Source organism: Microbacterium sp. Soil_C_42, from assembly GCF_057656735.1.
The window spans coordinates 38,640-56,326 of the sequence record NZ_JBDGJU010000007.1 but is presented as its reverse complement, the minus strand read 5'-3'; the positions used below and the strand labels follow the sequence as shown (position 1 = coordinate 56,326).

The 17,687-nt window shown below is 70.5% G+C and carries 15 protein-coding genes; 3 read left to right on the top strand and 12 right to left on the bottom strand.

The features are described from left to right. Positions 1-114: 114 nt before the first annotated feature. The 4 genes from AC3A46_RS06640 to AC3A46_RS06625 all read right to left on the bottom strand — a co-directional run bounded on the left by AC3A46_RS06640 (position 115) and on the right by AC3A46_RS06625 (position 3,664). On the bottom strand, positions 115-777 hold the full coding sequence (locus AC3A46_RS06640) for a YoaK family protein (RefSeq protein WP_487664413.1): 663 nt from the start codon (positions 775-777) through the stop codon (positions 115-117). Positions 778-871: 94 nt separating this feature from the next. After that, positions 872-1,642 carry a PepSY domain-containing protein gene (locus tag AC3A46_RS06635; protein WP_487664412.1) on the bottom strand — a complete coding sequence of 257 codons (771 nt, stop codon included), beginning with the start codon at positions 1,640-1,642 and terminating at the stop codon, positions 872-874. 56 nt (positions 1,643-1,698) lie between these two features. Then, positions 1,699-2,994: a sensor histidine kinase gene (locus tag AC3A46_RS06630; RefSeq protein WP_487664411.1), complete on the bottom strand. Its 1,296-nt coding sequence runs from the start codon at positions 2,992-2,994 to the stop codon at positions 1,699-1,701. Then, complete coding sequence (locus AC3A46_RS06625) at positions 2,987-3,664, bottom strand: response regulator transcription factor (RefSeq protein ID WP_487664410.1); 678 nt, start codon at positions 3,662-3,664, stop codon at positions 2,987-2,989. The genes AC3A46_RS06630 and AC3A46_RS06625 overlap by 8 nt, the downstream gene beginning before the upstream one ends. Positions 3,665-3,720: 56 nt before the next feature. On the opposite strand from AC3A46_RS06625, the gene AC3A46_RS06620 reads away from it, so the two are divergent. From AC3A46_RS06620 to AC3A46_RS06610, 3 genes are all read left to right on the top strand, one after another. Continuing rightward, positions 3,721-4,581, top strand: a complete 861-nt coding sequence (locus AC3A46_RS06620; protein WP_487664409.1) for an O-acetyl-ADP-ribose deacetylase — start codon at positions 3,721-3,723, stop codon at positions 4,579-4,581. Positions 4,582-4,688: 107 nt separating this feature from the next. Then, positions 4,689-5,156: an Hcp family type VI secretion system effector gene (locus AC3A46_RS06615; RefSeq protein WP_487664408.1), complete on the top strand. Its 468-nt coding sequence runs from the start codon at positions 4,689-4,691 to the stop codon at positions 5,154-5,156. A gap of 57 nt (positions 5,157-5,213) precedes the next feature. Then, on the top strand, positions 5,214-5,696 hold the full coding sequence (locus AC3A46_RS06610; RefSeq protein WP_487664407.1) for a hypothetical protein: 483 nt from the start codon (positions 5,214-5,216) through the stop codon (positions 5,694-5,696). 55 nt (positions 5,697-5,751) lie between these two features. On the opposite strand, the gene AC3A46_RS06605 is transcribed toward AC3A46_RS06610, so the two are convergent. From AC3A46_RS06605 to AC3A46_RS06570, 8 genes are all read right to left on the bottom strand, one after another. After that, on the bottom strand, positions 5,752-9,243 hold the full coding sequence (locus AC3A46_RS06605; protein ID WP_487664406.1) for a hypothetical protein: 3,492 nt from the start codon (positions 9,241-9,243) through the stop codon (positions 5,752-5,754). Between the two features lie 117 nt (positions 9,244-9,360). Then, on the bottom strand, positions 9,361-10,941 hold the full coding sequence (locus AC3A46_RS06600) for a glycoside hydrolase family 43 protein (RefSeq protein ID WP_487664405.1): 1,581 nt from the start codon (positions 10,939-10,941) through the stop codon (positions 9,361-9,363). A gap of 25 nt (positions 10,942-10,966) precedes the next feature. Further along, positions 10,967-11,968: a hydroxyacid dehydrogenase gene (locus tag AC3A46_RS06595; protein WP_487664404.1), complete on the bottom strand. Its 1,002-nt coding sequence runs from the start codon at positions 11,966-11,968 to the stop codon at positions 10,967-10,969. Then, positions 11,965-12,864, bottom strand: coding sequence for a family 43 glycosylhydrolase (locus AC3A46_RS06590; RefSeq protein WP_487664403.1), 900 nt, complete (start codon positions 12,862-12,864; stop codon positions 11,965-11,967). Before AC3A46_RS06590 ends, AC3A46_RS06595 begins: the two co-directional genes overlap by 4 nt. Next, entirely contained in the window at positions 12,857-14,980 is a 2,124-nt protein-coding gene (locus AC3A46_RS06585) for a glycoside hydrolase family 36 protein (protein WP_487664402.1), read from the bottom strand. The genes AC3A46_RS06590 and AC3A46_RS06585 overlap by 8 nt, the downstream gene beginning before the upstream one ends. Beyond that, complete coding sequence (locus tag AC3A46_RS06580; RefSeq protein WP_487664401.1) at positions 14,977-15,711, bottom strand: hypothetical protein; 735 nt, start codon at positions 15,709-15,711, stop codon at positions 14,977-14,979. The genes AC3A46_RS06585 and AC3A46_RS06580 overlap by 4 nt, the downstream gene beginning before the upstream one ends. Next, positions 15,708-16,598: a carbohydrate ABC transporter permease gene (locus AC3A46_RS06575; RefSeq protein ID WP_487664400.1), complete on the bottom strand. Its 891-nt coding sequence runs from the start codon at positions 16,596-16,598 to the stop codon at positions 15,708-15,710. Before AC3A46_RS06575 ends, AC3A46_RS06580 begins: the two co-directional genes overlap by 4 nt. Then, positions 16,595-17,629 carry a carbohydrate ABC transporter permease gene (locus AC3A46_RS06570; protein ID WP_487664399.1) on the bottom strand — a complete coding sequence of 345 codons (1,035 nt, stop codon included), beginning with the start codon at positions 17,627-17,629 and terminating at the stop codon, positions 16,595-16,597. Before AC3A46_RS06570 ends, AC3A46_RS06575 begins: the two co-directional genes overlap by 4 nt. Positions 17,630-17,687: the final 58 nt, after the last annotated feature.

Here is a 17,687-nt window from a genome sequence, read left to right as displayed (position 1 = left end):
GGCATTTCCGATCCACGTCGATGTCGAGACCGGCCCCGTCGAATGCGGTGCAGCGCGCTCCCCCGCCGAAGACTCGCCGCATCCCGCCGGCCGGGTTCTTCAGGAGTGCGGGTGTCAGCCCCCAGATCCGGCGCGCGTGGGGCGGGCCCATGCCATCCAACGGATCGCCAGAAGCACGGCCAGTGCGCCCGCGATGATCCAGAGGGCACCGTGCCCGATCCAGGCGAACGCCGCGGCGCCGAGGACGGCGCCGGAGGCGATCGACGCCCACAGCAGCAGATGCCGTGGCCACCCCGTTCCGGCCTGGCCACGGATCGCCCCGACGAGACCCTGCCCGACCTTCACCAGGGCGCCTGTCATGTACGTGACGCCGAACGCGACCTGGCCACCTCGGGCGAAGACGGTGTTGAGCGCGCCCATCGCGAAGGCGAGGCAGCATCCCGTCGCCCACCGCCATTCGAATCCGGCGAGGACCGCGGCGGCGCAGACGAGGCCGAGGATCAGCAGCAGCACGCGCAGCTGCCCGCGGGCGCGATCGCCGGGAACGAGTGTCCCCGCCATCACGCCCACCACGAACGCGACGATCAGCGTGAGGGCGAACGCCGCGCTCACGAGCGAGAGCTGCGACAGGTCGACGCTCGCGCGGGTGGTGTTGCCGGTCATGAACGAGACGAAGTAGCCACCGAGGAAGACGAACGCGAAGCCGTCGACGTATCCGGCGAGGCCCGCGAGCACCACAGCCGCCGCGAGCCCTCTCCTGCTCAGGCCTCTCACCATGACAGCGAGCGTAGCGACCGTGCGGCCATCGAGAACGCCGACGGGACGACGGACGGCGGCCGCCCTGGTGAGCGGCCGCCGTCTCCACCCGCGCTCAGTCGTCGCTGTCGGTCCCCGTCGCGACCACGGCGAACTGGGCGTCCAGATCGAGCTCGACGAAGTCTCCTGCAGCGGTCAGTACCGTGACGTCCCAGGGCGACGTGCTGTCGTCGTCGGCCTCGATCTCGACGATGCGGCCGTCGGCCTCGGCGAGCGCCGCGTCCACGATCGCGGCGATCGAGTCGGCGTCGAGCACGTGCTGCGGGGCGCCGTCGTCGTCGGCGGACTCCGTGGAGACGACGGATGCCTCCCCGCCGGCATCGACGCGCACCTCGGTCTCGGAGCCGTCGGCGGCCTCGAGCGTCACCTCGGCGCTGCCGTCGCGCTTCAGGTCGATCGACGTGGGCTCGCCCTCGCCAGCGGCGGATGCGGCGTCGATCATCGCGACCAGGTCGTCGGCGGAGTCGGTGCCCAGGTTCGACACATCACCGCCGGTGCTGCCGGCGGTGTCGTCGCTCGAGTCGTCGGTGTCACGCGAGTCGTCGTCGCTCGAGTCGGACGACGCCGACGCGGCGAGGTCGCCCGCCTCATCAGCCATCTCCGCGCCGAGGGCGATGCCGCCACCGGTGAGGATCGCAGCCGCCAGCACCGCGCCGCCGCCGATCAGCCAGCCGCGCGTGCGGCTGCGCTTCGGGGCGGGAGCGGCGGCAGCCGGGGTCGGGGTCAGGGCCGGAGCCGGAGCGGAGGCGAGCGCCTCGGGCTGACGATCGTCGGCGGGCTGCGCTGCAGCGGGGGAAGTCTCGGGGGTGCTGTTCTTGTCGTCCATGCTTCGATGGTGCCGAGCGGTCGCTGAAGCAGACCTGAAGCATGCTGAAGCGTCGTTCAGGATGCCGCCGGCAATACGACGGCGAACCGCGCGCCGCCCAGCGGCGAGTCCTCGACACGCACGCTGCCACCCTCGGCCTCCGCGATCGCGCGCACGATCGCGAGCCCCAGCCCGCTGCCGCCGGCATCGCGCGCACGCGCCTCGTCGAGCCGCACGAATCGCTCGAAGACGCGCTCACGCTCCTCCCCAGCGATACCCGCGCCGTCGTCGTCGACGGTCAGCAGCACCTGCCCATCGCGCTCGATCACGCCGATCGCGATCGCACTTCGCGCGTGACGGGCCGCGTTGTCGGCGAGATTGCGCAGGAGCCGGCCGAGCAGGCGGGCATCGCCGCGCACCCGCGCGGCGTGGACGCCGGACGCATCCACCACGACGCCGCCGCTGCGCAGCCGCTTCACCTCGGCGAGCGCGAGGTCGTCCACATCGACCTCGTCCCGCTGCAGCACCGCCCGCTCGTCGAGTCGCGCCAGCAGCAGCAGCGCATCGACGAGCTCCTGCATCCTGAGTCCCTCGTCATGGACCACCCCGGCGAAGTCGTCGACGGACGTCGCCTCGGGATGCAGCTGTGCCAGTTCGGCGTGCTGGCGGATCGTCGCCAGCGGCGAACGAAGCTCGTGGGAGGCGTCGGACACGAATCGGCGCTGCGCGGTGGCGGCAGCATCCAATCGGTCCAGCATGCGGTTCATCGTGCTCGCGAGCGCAGCGATCTCATCGCCCGACGGCGGAACGGCGACCCGCCGGTCGAGCCGGTCGGCCGTGATGTCGTCGACCTCCGCGCGGATGCGCGAGACCGGCCGCAGGGCGCGGCCGACGACCCACCAGGTGATCCCGGCGACCAGCGCGACCACAGCGCCGACGGCGATCGCCAGCAGCAGCGCCACCGTCGCGAGCGTCTGCTGGTCGTCCTCCACCGGCACGGCGAGGACGAGCGTGCCGTCGTCCAGATCTTCGCGCACGACCAGCATCGGCTCGTCATCGTAGAAGACGCTCCCCTCCGCATTCGGCAGGTCGCCGCTGTCGGCCTCCTCGGACGCGGCGACGACACGCCCCTCGTCGTCGAGCACCTGCACGATGTCGTCGTCGAGCTCAGTCACCGCCGAAAAGCCCTCGGCGTCGACCCGGGCGGCGAGCTGCTCGGCGCGCGTCTCGGCCGCGCGGGCGGTGGCGTCATGAATGCTGACCGACAGGATGCCGTAGAAGGCCAGCGCCCCGATGACCAGCGCTGCGGCGACCACCGCGGTCGCGGAAGCGGTGATGCGCCTGCGCAGCGAGCGGCGCCGGGGCTCAGCCACCGTCGGCCGCCAGACGGTAGCCCGCACCGCGAACGGTCTCGATCGCGTCGCGCCCGAATGGCCGGTCGACCTTGCGCCGCAGATGACCGACGTACACCTCGACGATGTTCGGGTCTCCCTCGAAGTCGTCGTTCCACACACCGGCGATGAGGTCGCGCTTCGAAAGGACCTGCCCGCGATGGCGGAGGAGGTGCTCGAGCACCGAGAACTCCCGCGACGTGAGGGCGATCTCGGTGTCGCCGCGCCAGACTCTTCGCGCTCCCGGGTCGAGCCGAAGGTCCCCCGCGGCGAGCACGGTCGGCCGCTCGATCCCGCCGCGGCGGATCAGCGCACGCAGCCGCGCGACGAGCACGGCGAAAGAGAACGGCTTGGTGACGTAGTCGTCGGCCCCCGTCTCGAGCGCCTCGACCTGGTCCCACTCCCCGTCCTTGGCCGTGAGCATGAGCACGGGCGTCCAGTTCTCCTCGGCGCGCAGCGCCTCGCAGACCTTCCAGCCGCTCATGCCCGGCATCATGAGGTCGAGCACGATGGCGTCGTACGCCGTCTCGCGGGCCCGCCACAGTCCGTCGACGCCGTTGTGCGCGACATCCACGCCGAAGCCCTCGGCCTCGAGCCCCCGACGGATGCCGTCGGCCAGGCGCACCTCGTCATCCACCACCAGAATCCGCATCGGCTCCAGTCTGGCCCGCCGCGCCTGAATCCACCCTGAAGCGCGAGACTGGGCACATGGTCACGGTCACCGCCGTTCACGGCGACATCACCCGGCAGCGCGTCGATGCGATCGTGAACGCCGCGAACAACGCGATGCGGGGCGGCGGCGGGGTCGACGGGGCGATCCACCGCGCGGGCGGTCGCGCTGTCCTCGATGACTGCATCGCCCGGTTCCCGAACGGACTCCGCACGGGGGACGCCGGATGGACCACGGCCGGCGACCTCCCGGCGACCTGGGTGATCCACACGGTCGGCCCCAACTACGCGGCCGGTGAGCGGGACCGGGAGCTCCTCGAGTCCTGCTACCGACGAGCGCTGGAGGTCGCCGACGAGATCGGCGCCCGCAGCGTCGGCTTCCCCCTCATCAGCGCGGGGGTGTACGCGTGGCCGCTCAACGACGCCATCGATGCGGCGGTCAGCACGATCGCGAAGACCCCGACCCGCGTCGAAGAGGTCGTGCTCGTCTCGTTCAGCGAAGACACGCATCGGCGGGTCCAGCCACAGGTGCACCGCCGGTTCCCACCGCCGACGGAGCCGGGCTCGGTCGGCCGGCTGTTCGAACGGGCGCCCGCACAGATGGGCATGCGGGGCGACGCCTACCTGTGGCTGGCGCTCCGCGCGGAGTTCGCCGCGACTCCCCTGCCGTCCACGTGGTTCGAGCTTCGCCCGATGGTCGTCCAGGCGGCGGAAGGGATCATCGGCGTTCCTCTCGCACACACCGATGACCCCATCCACGTGCCCGAGTTCGATCCCGGTCACGGCATGTCGGCCGGCAACGTGCTGCCGTCGTGGTGGCACCAGACGGGCATCCCGATCCTCATCGACCGGTTCGAAGCGGCGCAGCAGCCGAACAGCCCGGAACCCGCCGAGGGCTGACCGCCGACCCTCTTGCGGGGGCGGCCTGCCGGGAGTATCTGTGAGGTGGTCGTGCGAGCGACCGCGCGATGCGGGGCAATCGCGGATACAGGCGGGAAGCGTGTGCGATGGCCGATGACCAGTTCCTCACCATCTCGTCGATCCCCGGCGAGGTCGTCGACGACCGGCACCCGGGCGCCATCGAAGTCCTCAGCTGGAGCTGGGCGGTCTCGAACGCCGCTCCGGCCGGCGGCGGCGCGGGCGGAGGTCGGGTCGGCAAGCCGACGCTCAGCGATATCGCCGTCTCGCTGCGATGGGATGCTGCGACCCCGCGCCTCTTCGACGCCTGTGCCCGCAGCATCCGTCTGCCGGAAGCGCTGCTGTCGGCACGACGCGTGGGCATGATCGGCGACTACTTCACGATGCGCCTGCAGGACGCCGTCGTGACCTCGGCGACCACCGCGTTCGCGGGCGAGGAGCCCGCCGTGCAGATCACCCTGGGGTTCGCGACCGCGACCATGACCTACCAGACGACGCTGCCGGACGGCTCGCTCGGCGATCCGGTCGCGGTCACGATCGGGCGCGCCCAGAAGTGATCGGCCCGGCGTGACGCTGCGTGGAATGCAATCCACCGATCCGAAAGGGAGTCACCGATGAGTTGGAACGAGATCAGCAGCACTGTTCGCATGCTCTCGCTGCTGGGGCGCATCAGGCCGGAGATGTTCGACGTCTTCCCGCCCCACAGCCATCGGGCGCACCTCGCGAGCAGGTTCGACGCGGTGGCGCTCAATCCGCAGCCGCTGCCGCCCCGGTGGATGCTCGCGGCCTCGGAGCTCTCGGGGTACATCGCCGAAGCGGTGCTCGAGGCCGACCTCCGGGGTGAGGACCAGCCCGGCTGGGTGGCCGAGGTGGTGGACGACTGGTGCGGCACCGGCTGGCCGCGGCGGCTGCCGATTCCGCTGCCCGGTCCGCGCGGCGAAGGCCCGCAGCCGGAGCCGTGGGATGTCGCGGCGGCGCAGATCACGGGCGCTGTGGCGTTCGCGTCGCTCGCGTCGCGCCTCGCCGGCGGCCACGCGCAGGCGTCGTTCGCCAAGATGGCCGAGAGCCTCGCCGAGGCGTCGAGCCGGGAGATGTAAGCACCCGACACGGGTGGGAGCCCACACGAGGCGCGGGCTCCCACCCGTCGATTGCTCACTGCGCGGGGCTCACGCTCCCGAACAGGTGCAGCTCGGCGACGCCGAGGATCTGGCCGTTGACGATGCGGACGTACCGGTAACCGGTATCGCCCTGCACCGCCCACCGCTGCCATTCGAGCGTCTTCGCGGGCGCCGCCGGCGTGAGACGGGTCCACGACTGGAGGTCGTTCGAGCCTTCCAGCCGCATGTCCGCGATGCGGGACGTGCCGTATCCGTCCTGCCGGACGAGGATCTCGGCGCCGGTCAGCGTGACGCGCTGGTCCGCACCGAGGTCCCACACGTTGCCATACGTGCCGGAGTTCAGACGGGTGTCGGAGTGCGTCGCCGCGTCTCCGTCGAACATCTTCGCGGTGTATTGGGTCCACGCTGTGTCGACCAGGCCGTCCGGGCGAAGCACCCGCGCGGCGCGGAATGCGTCGTCCACCAGCCCGACGTCGGTCGAGAGGAAGAGCTTCGACCCGTCCGACGTCGCGGCGATCGCATCCGCCGACCTGCCGTCCGGCGTGGTGAAGCGGACGTCGAACGTGACCGACCCGCCGGCCGGTGCACTCGAGGGGATCACCGCCGTCGCGACCCATTCGCCCGCCGCCGGCGACGTCACCTCGGCCGGTTCGCCCAGCACGGTGACCGCCACGTCGGTGTTGCCTGCCGGCCCCGTCATGCGCACTTCGATGCGGTCGCCGGGCACGACCCGGCCGGCCACGCCGTCCGGCGACCGGAGCGAGACGGTGTCCATGGCACCGGTCGCCTCGCTGCGCACGCCGTCGATCCGGATGTCGGCGATGCTCCAGATGCCCGGGTACGCAGGGTCGGACGGCACGCCCGGCTCGTCGACCTGGAACTTGAGGAACCGGAACCGCTGGTCGCGCACGTCCGCGCGCACGGGAATCCATTCGATCGCGGCATCCTGTCCCGCGTTGGGACGCTCGGTGAGCAGCGTCCAGGTCGCGCCGTCGTCGGAGCCGTACACGTTCGTGCCCTCTGCCCGGTTGGGGAAGGTGTCTCGCGCCTGGAATCCGAACGCCGACGACGTGACCCGGAAGCCCGGGCCGAAGTCGAAGACGATCCCCGCCACGCGCTGGTCGCCCCAGGACGTCTGGTTGTCGCCGTCCACGAGCGCACGCACCTGCGCCGACGTGAGTCCCGGTGCGCTGGCGATGCCCGAGAAGTCGAGCGTGCCGTCCGCCAGGCGCGGGCTGAGTACCTCGAGTTCGTCGACCGCGTCCCCCAGCTGCTGGAGCAGGGCGGCGAAGGTCGCCGAGTCCGCGGTGTTGCGCACCTTCTTCGCCTGCGCGTGCAGCTCATCCACCCGCTGCCAGGATGCGGCGGTGTAGAGCTCGCGTGTCCCCTCGATGCGATCGAGCAGCTTGCCGATCGCGGCGGCGCGGTTCGGGGCGACGGTCACCGCCACCGGAAGGGCCGTGACCGCCGTGTCGTCGGACGCGACGAGCACCAGCTGCGCGCTACCCGAACGCGCGGGCGTCCAGCTGGCCGTGCTCCCGGAGATCGACGCACCCGCCGGGGCGTTCTGCAGCTCGATGCGGGTCTCGCCGCCGGACGCGTCGGTCGTGCCGAAGGAGCGCGTCCACGGCTCGCCTGCCACTGCCATGACGTCGACCGCCGGGGCGTCCTCGAAGATCGGCGGGGTCAGCACGCCGTTCGCCTGCGCGAGCACACCCGCGACATCGACCGAGCCGTCGCCGCCGGTCGCCTTGACGAAGACGATGTTGTCGCCGACGGCGCCCGGCGTCTTGTCGAGGTGCAGATCGACCCACACGTAGCGCCACTGCCCGCCGGTGTCGGGGACGACCACCTCGGCGAACGGCGCCTCGCCGCCCGTGCGTGCGAGTTCGAGGCGCGCCACGCCGTCGCTGCGCACTCGGATCCCGACGAGAGCGGTCTTGCTGCGATCCGCCCACACCGCACGCCGGACGGCCACCTGGGCGTCGGCTGCCGCTGCGTCGAGCCGCACAAAGGCGGTGCCGTCGGCATCCGCGTCGGCGTGCGCTCCCGCGCCCAGCGCCTTGCCGAAGGTTCCCGCCGACAGCTCCGCGCTGGGTGCCAGTGGCGCGGCCGCGCCCTCCACCTCGGCGAGCTGCGGCGGGAACGCCACCCAGTACTCGGCGCCCGTGTAGTCCGAGCCACGGTCGTTCCAGAAGTTCTGAACGCCCGAGCCGTAGTAGTACAGCGGCCCGTCGCGGCGCTCGTAGAGTTCGGCGACGTGGGGCGCCTCGGTCTCGACATCGACGCCGGCGACGTAGCGGTACTGCAGGTACGCCTCACTGAGTGGATCCTGCAGTCGGCCGCGATACGCCTGCGAGATCGCGCCGCCCTCGTTCGCGGGGATGTACGGCACCTCTTCGCCCATCATGAAGGCGTCGAACGTGTCGGCGCCCGCGAGGATGCGGTTGTCGAGGAACCGGTACGGCGAGACCGCGTCCGGTGCGTCCGAGACGGTGCCGGCCACGGGGTCGAGCGTCGTGCCCTGGTTGTCGACGAGGCGCGCGAGGGCGACGAGCAGATCCACGTCGCCCTGACCGTGTGCCTGGTCGCGCAGCATCTCCATGTGCTGGACGAAGGACTGCCCGGTGGTGTTGCCGGGGGCGTCTGCGGGCACCTCTCGGAAGATCGAGGCGAGCGCCCCGTTGACGTTTCCGCCATACAGGTCGTGCTCGCTCTGGTAGCCCGCGTTGACCGTGAACCACTCGACGCGCTCGGCGTACAGATCGGCGTCGTCGACGAAGATCGCCGCGGCGACCATGCCGATCACGCCGTACAGATGCTGGTTCCAGAGCCGGTTCGGGGAGTACAGGAACGTGTCGAGCACCGGGTGCACGAGGTTGTCCTCGATGCGCTGCTGGTCCTGGGCGGTCCACCGCAGGTCGTACCCGCCGAGCGAGTCGCTCACCGGCTCGGTGCCCCGCAGCACCTCCGCCGCGATCAGCATGTAGTACAGCGGCACGCCGGTGTGGATGTGGGCGTCGGCGAAGTACGCGTACTTCGCCGGGTCGAGGCTGCTCCAGGTGCGCAGCACATGGAGCGCGTTGGCCCGGTACTGCTCATCGCCGGTCACCACGTACTCGAGCGCCTGGGCCATCGCCCCCAGGCTGTCGCGCAGCGCGCTGGAGCGCATGCCCGCGCTCGCGTACGCGTCGTTCTTCGGGGTGTCGGTACCGGGCTGGGCGTTCTCCGCCCGGAAGTCGCGCGCCGCGTACCGGGTCTGCGACATCGCCTCGTAGTAGCTCGCCCACGGGTCGGCCCCGGCGAGCACCTGCGTGCGCATGTTCTCGAGGTGGTCCGCGGTGAAGCCGAGGCCCGGGTGCGAGAACCCGGCGTCGCTGACGGTGCGGACGATCTCGGGTGGTGGTGGTGGCGCCGCGTGCGCGGCTGCCGGCTGAGCAGCCACGAGGGCACCGCCGAGCACGAGCAGCCCTGCCGTGAAGGCCCCGACCACCTGGTGGAAACGACGTCGTCGTGCGATCTTCATCGATCTCTCTTCTGTGTCTGCGCCGTACGAGACGACGGCGCGGGTGGATGGATAGCGTTTGCCACTTAACGAATGTCACAAAGACGGGGTCCGCGTCAACCCCTGATCAGGAGTGGTTCACGGCGTGAAGCGCAGGCGCGCGGACGCGATGTCGGCGGTCCAGCCACGCCCATCGAGGTCATCGGCGCGTACGCCGACGAAGAGTCCTGTGAACCGCAGGCGCGGGCCGTGGTCGTCCGACAGCGTCCACGCCGGATGCACGCCGGGAACGGCCGTCCACTCCTCCCCGACACCGGCCCAGGCGAATCGGAGTTCCGGCCCGTCCAGCACGGTCCGCAGCCTCAGCGGGCCGTCCGGCACCGCCACAGCAGCCGATCGCGTCGTGGTCGAGCCATCGCGCCGCACGACCCGCAGGTGGCGGCCGTTGTCCCGATCGTGCGTGACTTGCAGCCAGATCCAGCCCGACCTGTCGTACCAGGCGATGGGCCCAGCAGCCTCCCGCGGCGAGCGGGGCTCGGCGTCGACGACGCACTCGAACTCGGCGCGGTGCTCCTCGACGCGGGTGAGGAGCATGGACTGATCGAACACAGATGCGGTGGAGTGCCCGCCCCGCAGCCTCAGCCATCCGGGGCGCGCCGCGAGGTCCGCCACGTCGTGCGGCAGCGGCGCGCGCAGGGTCGTCCAGCGTCGCGAGTCGAGCGCGGTCCCGTCGAACTCGTCGACCCACTCGCGGGCGCCGGGAGCGGCATCCGCGCCCTCATCCGGCGGGGAGCCGAGCACCACCTCGACCGCCGCGTGATGCCCGCCGTCGGCGAGCCGCAGCCAGCCGTCGGCGTCGAACTCGACGCGCTGCAGGCACGTCTCGCGGCCGAGCGTGCTGTAACGCTCGCCGAGGTGCAGCGTCGGGCGGCTCGCCAGGTGCACGAGCAGCCAGTCGCCCTCCGCAGTCTGCACGAGTTCACCGTGACCGGCCTTCTGCAGCGGATGCCCCGGCGCATCTCTCGTCGTCAGCACGGCCTCGCGCGCGTCGCGCTCGTACGGCCCGAGCAGATCGCGCGAGCGTGCGAGCGTGATGCCGTGGTTCCAGCCGGTGCCGCCCGCCGCGATGAGCAGGTAGTACCAGTCGCCGAGGCGATACAGGTTGGGTCCCTCGACGAGTCCGTCTTCGCGGTGGATCACCGTGGCTTCGCCCGTCGTGCGGCGCTCGTCAGGCAAGTACTGCTCGACGACGAGCCCCGAGAACGACGAGTGCTCGGGGCGCTGGTCCCATTGCACACCGACGATCCAGTGAGTGCCGTCGGGGTCGTGGAAGAACGAGAAGTCGAAGCCGCGAGAGCCGAGATGGACCGGCGCGCTCCACGGCCCCGTCACGGCATCGGCGGTCACGAGGTAGTTGTCGATGTCTTTGTCGTCGCCGTCCATCGTCCGCACGATCGAGTAGGCGAGCCAGAACTTTCCCTCGGCGTACGACAGGCTCGGTGCCCACACTCCGCCGGAATCGGGGATGCCCCGCAGGTCGAAACCGTCGTCGAGCGCGTGCCCGATCGTGGACCAGGTGGCGAGATCGGTCGAGTGATGCAGGCGGACGGCAGGGTGGAACTCGAACGTGCTCGTCGCGATGTAGTAGTCGTCGCCCACACGGAGGATCGACGGGTCGGGGTTGAATCCCCGCAGCACGGGGTTGTGGATCACAGCCATGACCGGGTGCTCCTCGCGAGACGACTCAGGACGGGGGTGCGGGCGTGGAGGACGACGGAACAGGCGGAGTGGGGTGGGCGAAGGGCTCGCCCGCGACGAACCGCTCGACCTCGGCGGTCGCCGCCTCGCCGAGGCGTCGCAGCTCGACGCCCATCGAGCCGGCCAGATGCGGCGTGAGGAACACGTTGGGCATCGAGTACAGCGGGTGCCCCGGCTCGAGCACATCGGGCTCGGTCACGTCGAGGACTGCCCGCAGCCGGCCGGCCCGCAGTTCGGCGACCAGCGCGTCCTGGTCGATGAGCCCGCCCCGCGCGGTGTTGATCACCGTGGCGCCCTCGCGCAGCGCCGCGAGCACATCGCGCGAGATCATCCCGATGGTCGCGGGCGTCTCGGGGGCGTGGATCGACAAGATGTCGCTGCGCCGCGCGAGCTCCGCGAGGTCGTCGACGAGCTCGACGCCGAGCGCCGCAGCGGTCGCCGGCGTGGCGTACGGGTCGTACAGCAGCACGGTCACGTCGCTCGCAGCGAGTTTCTCGATCACGAGCGTGCCGATCGCCGAAGCGCCGACGATCCCGACCGTGGTGCGATACAGGCCGGCTCGCGGGGCGGCCACCTCACGGCCAATGAACTGCTGCTCGGCGCTGTACCGGCGCGAGAGCCAGAACACGTGCTTGGCGGCGAGCGTGATCATCGCCTGGGTGAACTCCGCCACGGGGATCGCGTTGGCGGCACGGGCGGTGGAGACATGGATGCCGCGCGCCGATGCCGCCTCGTCCAGGAATCCGATCCCGCCGCCCCAGTGCACGATGGCGCGCAGCGCCGGCAGCGCGTCGAGCTGCTCCGCGCCGAGTCGCACCACACCCCAGCCGGTGAGGAGCAGCTCGACGTGGGCGGCGTCGCAAAGCTCGTCGAGGGAGGTCGCGGCATCCGTCATGTCGACGTCGAGGATCTCGGTCAGGCGCCGCGTCTCCTGCTCGCCGAAGACGAACGGCACCAAGGTGGGGTCCATCAGCAGCGCGGCCTTCATGCTCCCAGCTCCTCGATGCTCCAGGCGTCGCGCCACTCGAGGCGCACCTGCCCCTCGTCGATGCGAAGCGGGAGCCAGACCGCCGCGGACTCCGCGAGGTCGTCGGGCGTCCAGCGGTCGCCTATGTAGACGAACCCGTCGCCGACCGGGATGACGACACTCACCTGGGACTCGAAGGTGTTGGTGCCGGGTGGCGCGATCGGGCGCCAGTCCTCCCACGGCCCCGACAGGCTCGCTGCGCTCGTGTACATGTTGTCGTTCATGCTCCACCCGGTGAGGTCGGAACCGAAGAGCCAGAAGCGGCCGTCGTGGTGCACGAGGGTCGGCGACTCGTAGCCGACGGCAGGGTTCGCCTGCTGCCGAAGCGTAGCCACGACGCTGTCGACACCGAGGTGGTCGTCGCGCAGGCGGTAGATGTGAAGGCCGTGATCACGGTCTTCCGACAGCAGGTAGCCGACGCCGTCATGCTGGAACACGCCGATGTCGCGGCTGAGGTTGCCGAGAGGCCGCTCGCTGCGCGCGTACTCGTACGGCCCCTCCGGGCGATCGGCGATCGCGAATCCCACCCGGGCGTACGCGTAGTCGCCCGTGTCGACGTGCAGGAGCATCACCCACCGTCCGTCGGGCCGCTGCAGCACCTTCGGGCGCTCGACGATGCGGTCCGCGCCGATGTCACCGGCGCCGGCGGTGAGAGCGTTGCCCTCGAACGCCCACGTCGCCAGGTCGGGCGAGGAGTAGCACGCGACGGCCGTGAACCGGTCGCCGGCCGTCTTGTCCTCACCCCACGCGTACCAGCGGTCGCCGACGCGCTGCAGACCGATGCCGTGCAGCTGCGCCGTGCGTCCGCGATCGTCGGCGAACGTGCGGCCGGGCCGGATCGCCGCAGGCTCAGCCACGGCGCACCCGAAGCACGCGCGCGCCGAGCCCCGCCGGCGTCACGAGCGACAGGCCGCCTTCGGCGGGCTGCAGCCGCCATTCGCGACCGTTCACCGAGTCGGCGGCGGGAAACAGCACATCGACCCCGCCGTGCACGCCGGGAAGCTCGAACGCAGCGGGCGAGGCATTCCGATCCCACACGAACAGCAGGTCGCCGTCCGTCGTATGCAGCCCGAGGCATACGGTCGGCGCGTCCCACGCGGGCAGCCCCAGAGGCCAGAACGGCACCGCGTCGGCGAGCTGCTCGCGGAGAACCTTGTGCAGCGCCACCGCCTCGGCGATGCGCGCCCTCTGCTCAGATCGCAGCTCGTCGAGGAAGCCCGACAGGTACAGCCGCCCGCTCAGTCCGCTGACGAGCGTGAACACCGTCTCCTCGTCGCTCATGCCCCGCGCCGGGTACGCCCAGTTGCCGCACTGCTCGGGAAGGATCGACATCGGCGCGGACGCGGCAACCGGCGGGTAGAGCCGGAAGTCCTGCTGGTCGCTGGTCGACTGCAGGTGTGTCACCGCGAGCAGCGCGTAGTCGGCGCGCATCGCCCCCGAGCTGCAGTTCTCGAGGCGCAGTGCGGGGTGCCGCTGCTGCACCCGCTCGAGCCAGTCGCAGAAGGCGCGGGTATGTGCGAGCAGGCCATCCCCCGCGGTCGTGGCGTGATGGTCGGTGCCGGCGCCGGGATTGATGTTGTAGTCCAGCTTGAGATAGCTGATGCCGTACTCGGCGACGAGATGATCGACGGTCGCGTCGAGATGCCCACGAGCGGACGGATGCCGGAAGTCGAGGTGGTAGCGGCGATCCTCCTGCACCCGTCGGCCGAACCTCTGGAAGAACGCCTCGTCGGGCAGGTGAGCCGCGGCCGGGCTGTCGATGCCGACCACCTCCGGCTCGAGCCAGAGGCCTGCCTCCATGCCGCGCGCGCGGATCTCATCGATCACGCGACGCAGCCCCCCCTCGGCGAACCGGCTGGATGCCTCGCGCCACTCGCCGACGGTCGACCACCAGTCACCGATGGTCGGGTCGGCGAACCAGCCTGCGTCGATGCAGAAGACCTCGACACCCGCGTCGGCCGCGCGCCGGATCAGCGGCAGGAGCTGCTCGGTCGTCGGCTGTCCCATGAGGGTGTTCATGAAGTCGTTGTAGACGACCGGGAGCGCCTGGTCGCGCGCGGGGCCACGCAGCCACCGTCGGTAGCGGGTCAACTCGGCGATCGCACCATCGCGCGCGGCGGGCGATGTCGCGATCGCAACCGGCACGACCGCGAAGGTCTCGCCCGGCAGGAGCTCGTGTGCGAACTGGTGCTCGAGGTCGGTCGGGCCGAGCAGCGACAGCACTCCCCCGTCGCGCGTCTGGCTGAGATCGGCGTGCCACCCGGCGCTCGTCTCGATCTGCCATGCCAGCGCCTCACCATCTCCGCGGGTGAGGTACCCGCACGGCACATGCTCACCGCTGGACCAGGCGCCGTGGCTGGTGATCGCCGCGTGGCCGCGCGCATCCTGCCCATGCAACGGCAGCGAGATGTCGGGAAGCAGCTTCCGCAGGGATGTCTCGTGCCAGCGGTTCTCTGCGAGCCACTCACTCGCCGCCGTGCCCCACACGATGTCGTCGAGGTCGCCCTGCGAGCGGCCGAAGCCGATCGTCGCCGACGACACCGCGGTCAGCACGACCGTGGCACGCCCGCCGTTGCGCACCTCGTGCTCGACGCGGACGGCGCTCGTCCCCATCGCGGCGGTGACCGTGGTGCGGACCTGGATCCCGCTCACCGCATCCGTCTGAACGACGACGGCCCGCGATGACTCCGCGTCGGTCGTGACGTCCGAGCCCTGGACACGCAGACGCTCGCCCAGCGCCGATCGCCAGTAGGCCTGACTCGTCCGGGCGCGTTGCTCGACGGCGGTGAACACCTGCACGAGCCCGACACCCGGGCGGCCCGCGTGCGTCGACGTCGGAACGCTCAGCGAAGCCGGCGCATCGGCCGACCAGCGCAGCTCGAACGCGCCGACCCGGGCGCGGAAGTCGGTGGGCACGGACTCCCGGTCCGCGGTGAGAATCGAGGCGATGGTGGAGGAAGCGGCGTCAGTCACGAAGTGTGTCTCGTCTCGTCGATCAGGGGAAGACGCAGAGCGTCATTGCAGATGTGGATGCCGACGCCCAGGAGCGCGGGCAGGAACAGAGCGAGCGGAGGTCCGGCGACCGGCAGCGCGAGGGTCGCGACGCCGAGGCCGATCAGCAGCAGCCAGCTGAGGACCACGTGCGGCCGCCGGGCGATGACCTTGGCCGCCGCGGTCGCCAGCGCGACAGTGCCGTGTTCGCCTTTCGCCTCGGCAGCGAGCGACACCGCGATGAAGAAGGCGAGGGATGCTGCACCGGAGGCCGCGACGAACAGCAGCATCGCGTCGGAGCCGCCGAACAACGCGAAGTCGTACGCGAGCAGCAGCACCACCGCACTCGCGGCGATCGCGGCCCACGCCAGGTGGCGGCATCCGCTCGCGAACGATCTCCAGAACAGACGGCCGGCCCGTGCTTCGCCACGTTCGGCGAGCAGGCGCCGCGTACTTCGCAGCAGCGCGTACATCGCAGGCACGAGGGGTAGGAGGGAGGCTGCTCCGAGCCAGATCGCCAGGTGCGTCGGCTGCCAGCCGACCAGCGCCGCGAACGCGAGCGCCGGACCGAGGCATCCGAGGAACGACACCGACACCAGGAAGTACTGGAAGACCGTGAGCGCCATCCCGGCGACGGGACCGTCGAGTGCGAGGATCGCCCGCATCCGCGCGCCGATGCCGGCCGTGCGCGACGCTGTGTTCGATGCGGTCATCCCTTCACCGCCCCCACCGACATGCCCTTGATGAAGTAGCGCTGGAACGCCGCGAAGATCGCGACGGAGGGGATGATGGCGAGGATCGCGCCGGTGTAGATCAGCTGCCACTGCGACGTGAGCAGGCCCACCATCCGGTTGATGGCGACGTTGATCGTGCCGGCCGACGACGAGTCGAGGAACACCAACGGGATGAAGAAGTCGTTCCACAGGCCGAGCGCCTGGATGATCACGAACGCGGAGGTCACCGGAAGCAGCATCGGGAAGACGATCGACCAGAACGTCCGCAGACGCCCGGCCCCGTCGACGTGCGCAGCCTCCTCCACCTCGATCGGGATGCCCTTGATGAAGCTGCAGTACAGCAGGATGCCGAAGCTCGCCGCCCCGCCGAGGTGGACCAGGATGACGCTCGTGAGCGTGCTGTACAGCCCGACGTCGTCGAAGCCCTTCACGAGAGGGATCATGCGCACCTGGAACGGGATCATCAGACCCGCGATGAACAGGATGTACAGGAACCGAGAGGTCCGTCCGCCGATCCGTTCGATCCCGTAGGCGGCCATCGGCACGATCGCCACCAGAAGCACGACGGTGGCGACCGTGATGATGAGCGTGTTGAGCAGCGCCTCGCCGTAGTCCGTCTGCTGGAACAGCTGGATGTAGTTGTCGAGGGTGAACTGGGTGGGCAGGCCCATGGGGTCCACCGTGATCTCGGCGTATGACCGGAAGGAGTTCAGGAACGCGTAGATCACGGGGCTCGCCACGATCAGCACCAGCACGGCGAGCACAGCCATGACGACGATCTGTCCCGCGGTGAGCTTCTTCGGCTTGGTCCGAAGTCGGCGCGGCGCGCGCTCCGGGGCGACGAGGAGTTCGGTATCGGTGCTCATGCCTGGATCTCCCTCTTGCGCATGTACGCGTTCGCCGCGACGGTGCTGATGATCACCACGAGGAACAGCACGATCGCGGCGGCGCTGCCGAAGCCGGCGCGGTACTCGCCGAACCCGACCTTGTAGATGAAGAACGCCATGGTCTCGCTGACGAAACCTGGCCCGCCGGCGGTGAGGACCATGACCTGATCGAAGATGGTCCAGCCCGCGATCATCGCGAGGGTCATGTTGACGGTGACGGCTCCGGCGAGCATCGGCCACGTGACGTGCCGGAACACCTGGCGACTGTTGGCTCCGTCGATGCGCGCCGCCTCGGTCAGCTCCTGCGGCACGGACTGCAGATTCGCGAGGTAGATGAGCGTCGTGTTGCCGCCGAGCGTGAAGCACGTGATGAAGAGGATGACGCCCACCACGATCGAGCTGTCGCCCAGCCAGTCACGAGCCCACTCGGGGAAGCCGGCGTCGCGCAGGAACGTGTTCACCGCGCCGAAGTTGAAGTTGAGGAGGTATTTCCACACGGTCGCGAGGATGAAGCCGCTCACCAGCGCCGGCAGATAGACGGCGGTGCGGAAGAAGCCCTGCCAGCGACCGACTTTGTCGAGCATGAGCGCGACGCCGAGCGAGATCGCGTTGATGATGACGGCCGAGCCGAGCCCCAGGATCAACGTGTTCTTGACCGCGTTCCAGAACCGGCCGCTCGTCAGGATCTCTTCGTAGTTTCGGGCGCCGATGTACTCGTAGTCGGGGCTGATGCCGTCCCAGTTCGTGAAGCTCAGCTGGAGGGACTGGATCGACGGCACGATCACCATGAGCAGGTAGATGACGAGCGCCGGAGCGACGAAGCCCAGCATGACCCACCGCGCGGAGCGGAACCGCCGCGTGCGGCGCTGCTCGCGTTCGGGCCCGACCGGCACGAACGGCACGTCGTCGGGGGCGCCCTCCGGCGCTCCGTCGAGCGGACCTCCGCCGCTCAAGCGGACGGCGGCGCCCACGACCTGGGTCTGCCCCTGCGAAGCACTTTGATCTGTCATGGAGACCTCCTCGGCTCCCGGTCGCGGTACCCGGGCGGACCCGGGCACCGCGACATCC

Excerpts from the sequence above, each read along its gene's own strand:
- AC3A46_RS06615 (WP_487664408.1), top strand. The coding sequence starts at position 4,689 with ATGGCCGATGACCAGTTCCTCACCATCTCGTCGATCCCCGGCGAGGTC.
- AC3A46_RS06575 (WP_487664400.1), bottom strand. The coding sequence starts at position 16,598 with ATGAGCACCGATACCGAACTCCTCGTCGCCCCGGAGCGCGCGCCGCGC.
- AC3A46_RS06625 (WP_487664410.1), bottom strand. The coding sequence starts at position 3,664 with ATGCGGATTCTGGTGGTGGATGACGAGGTGCGCCTGGCCGACGGCATC.
- AC3A46_RS06610 (WP_487664407.1), top strand. The coding sequence starts at position 5,214 with ATGAGTTGGAACGAGATCAGCAGCACTGTTCGCATGCTCTCGCTGCTG.
- AC3A46_RS06580 (WP_487664401.1), bottom strand. The coding sequence starts at position 15,711 with ATGACCGCATCGAACACAGCGTCGCGCACGGCCGGCATCGGCGCGCGG.
- AC3A46_RS06600 (WP_487664405.1), bottom strand. The coding sequence starts at position 10,941 with ATGGCTGTGATCCACAACCCCGTGCTGCGGGGATTCAACCCCGACCCG.
- AC3A46_RS06620 (WP_487664409.1), top strand. The coding sequence starts at position 3,721 with ATGGTCACGGTCACCGCCGTTCACGGCGACATCACCCGGCAGCGCGTC.
- AC3A46_RS06640 (WP_487664413.1), bottom strand. The coding sequence starts at position 777 with ATGGTGAGAGGCCTGAGCAGGAGAGGGCTCGCGGCGGCTGTGGTGCTC.
- AC3A46_RS06605 (WP_487664406.1), bottom strand. The coding sequence starts at position 9,243 with ATGAAGATCGCACGACGACGTCGTTTCCACCAGGTGGTCGGGGCCTTC.
- AC3A46_RS06595 (WP_487664404.1), bottom strand. The coding sequence starts at position 11,968 with ATGAAGGCCGCGCTGCTGATGGACCCCACCTTGGTGCCGTTCGTCTTC.
- AC3A46_RS06570 (WP_487664399.1), bottom strand. The coding sequence starts at position 17,629 with ATGACAGATCAAAGTGCTTCGCAGGGGCAGACCCAGGTCGTGGGCGCC.
- AC3A46_RS06635 (WP_487664412.1), bottom strand. The coding sequence starts at position 1,642 with ATGGACGACAAGAACAGCACCCCCGAGACTTCCCCCGCTGCAGCGCAG.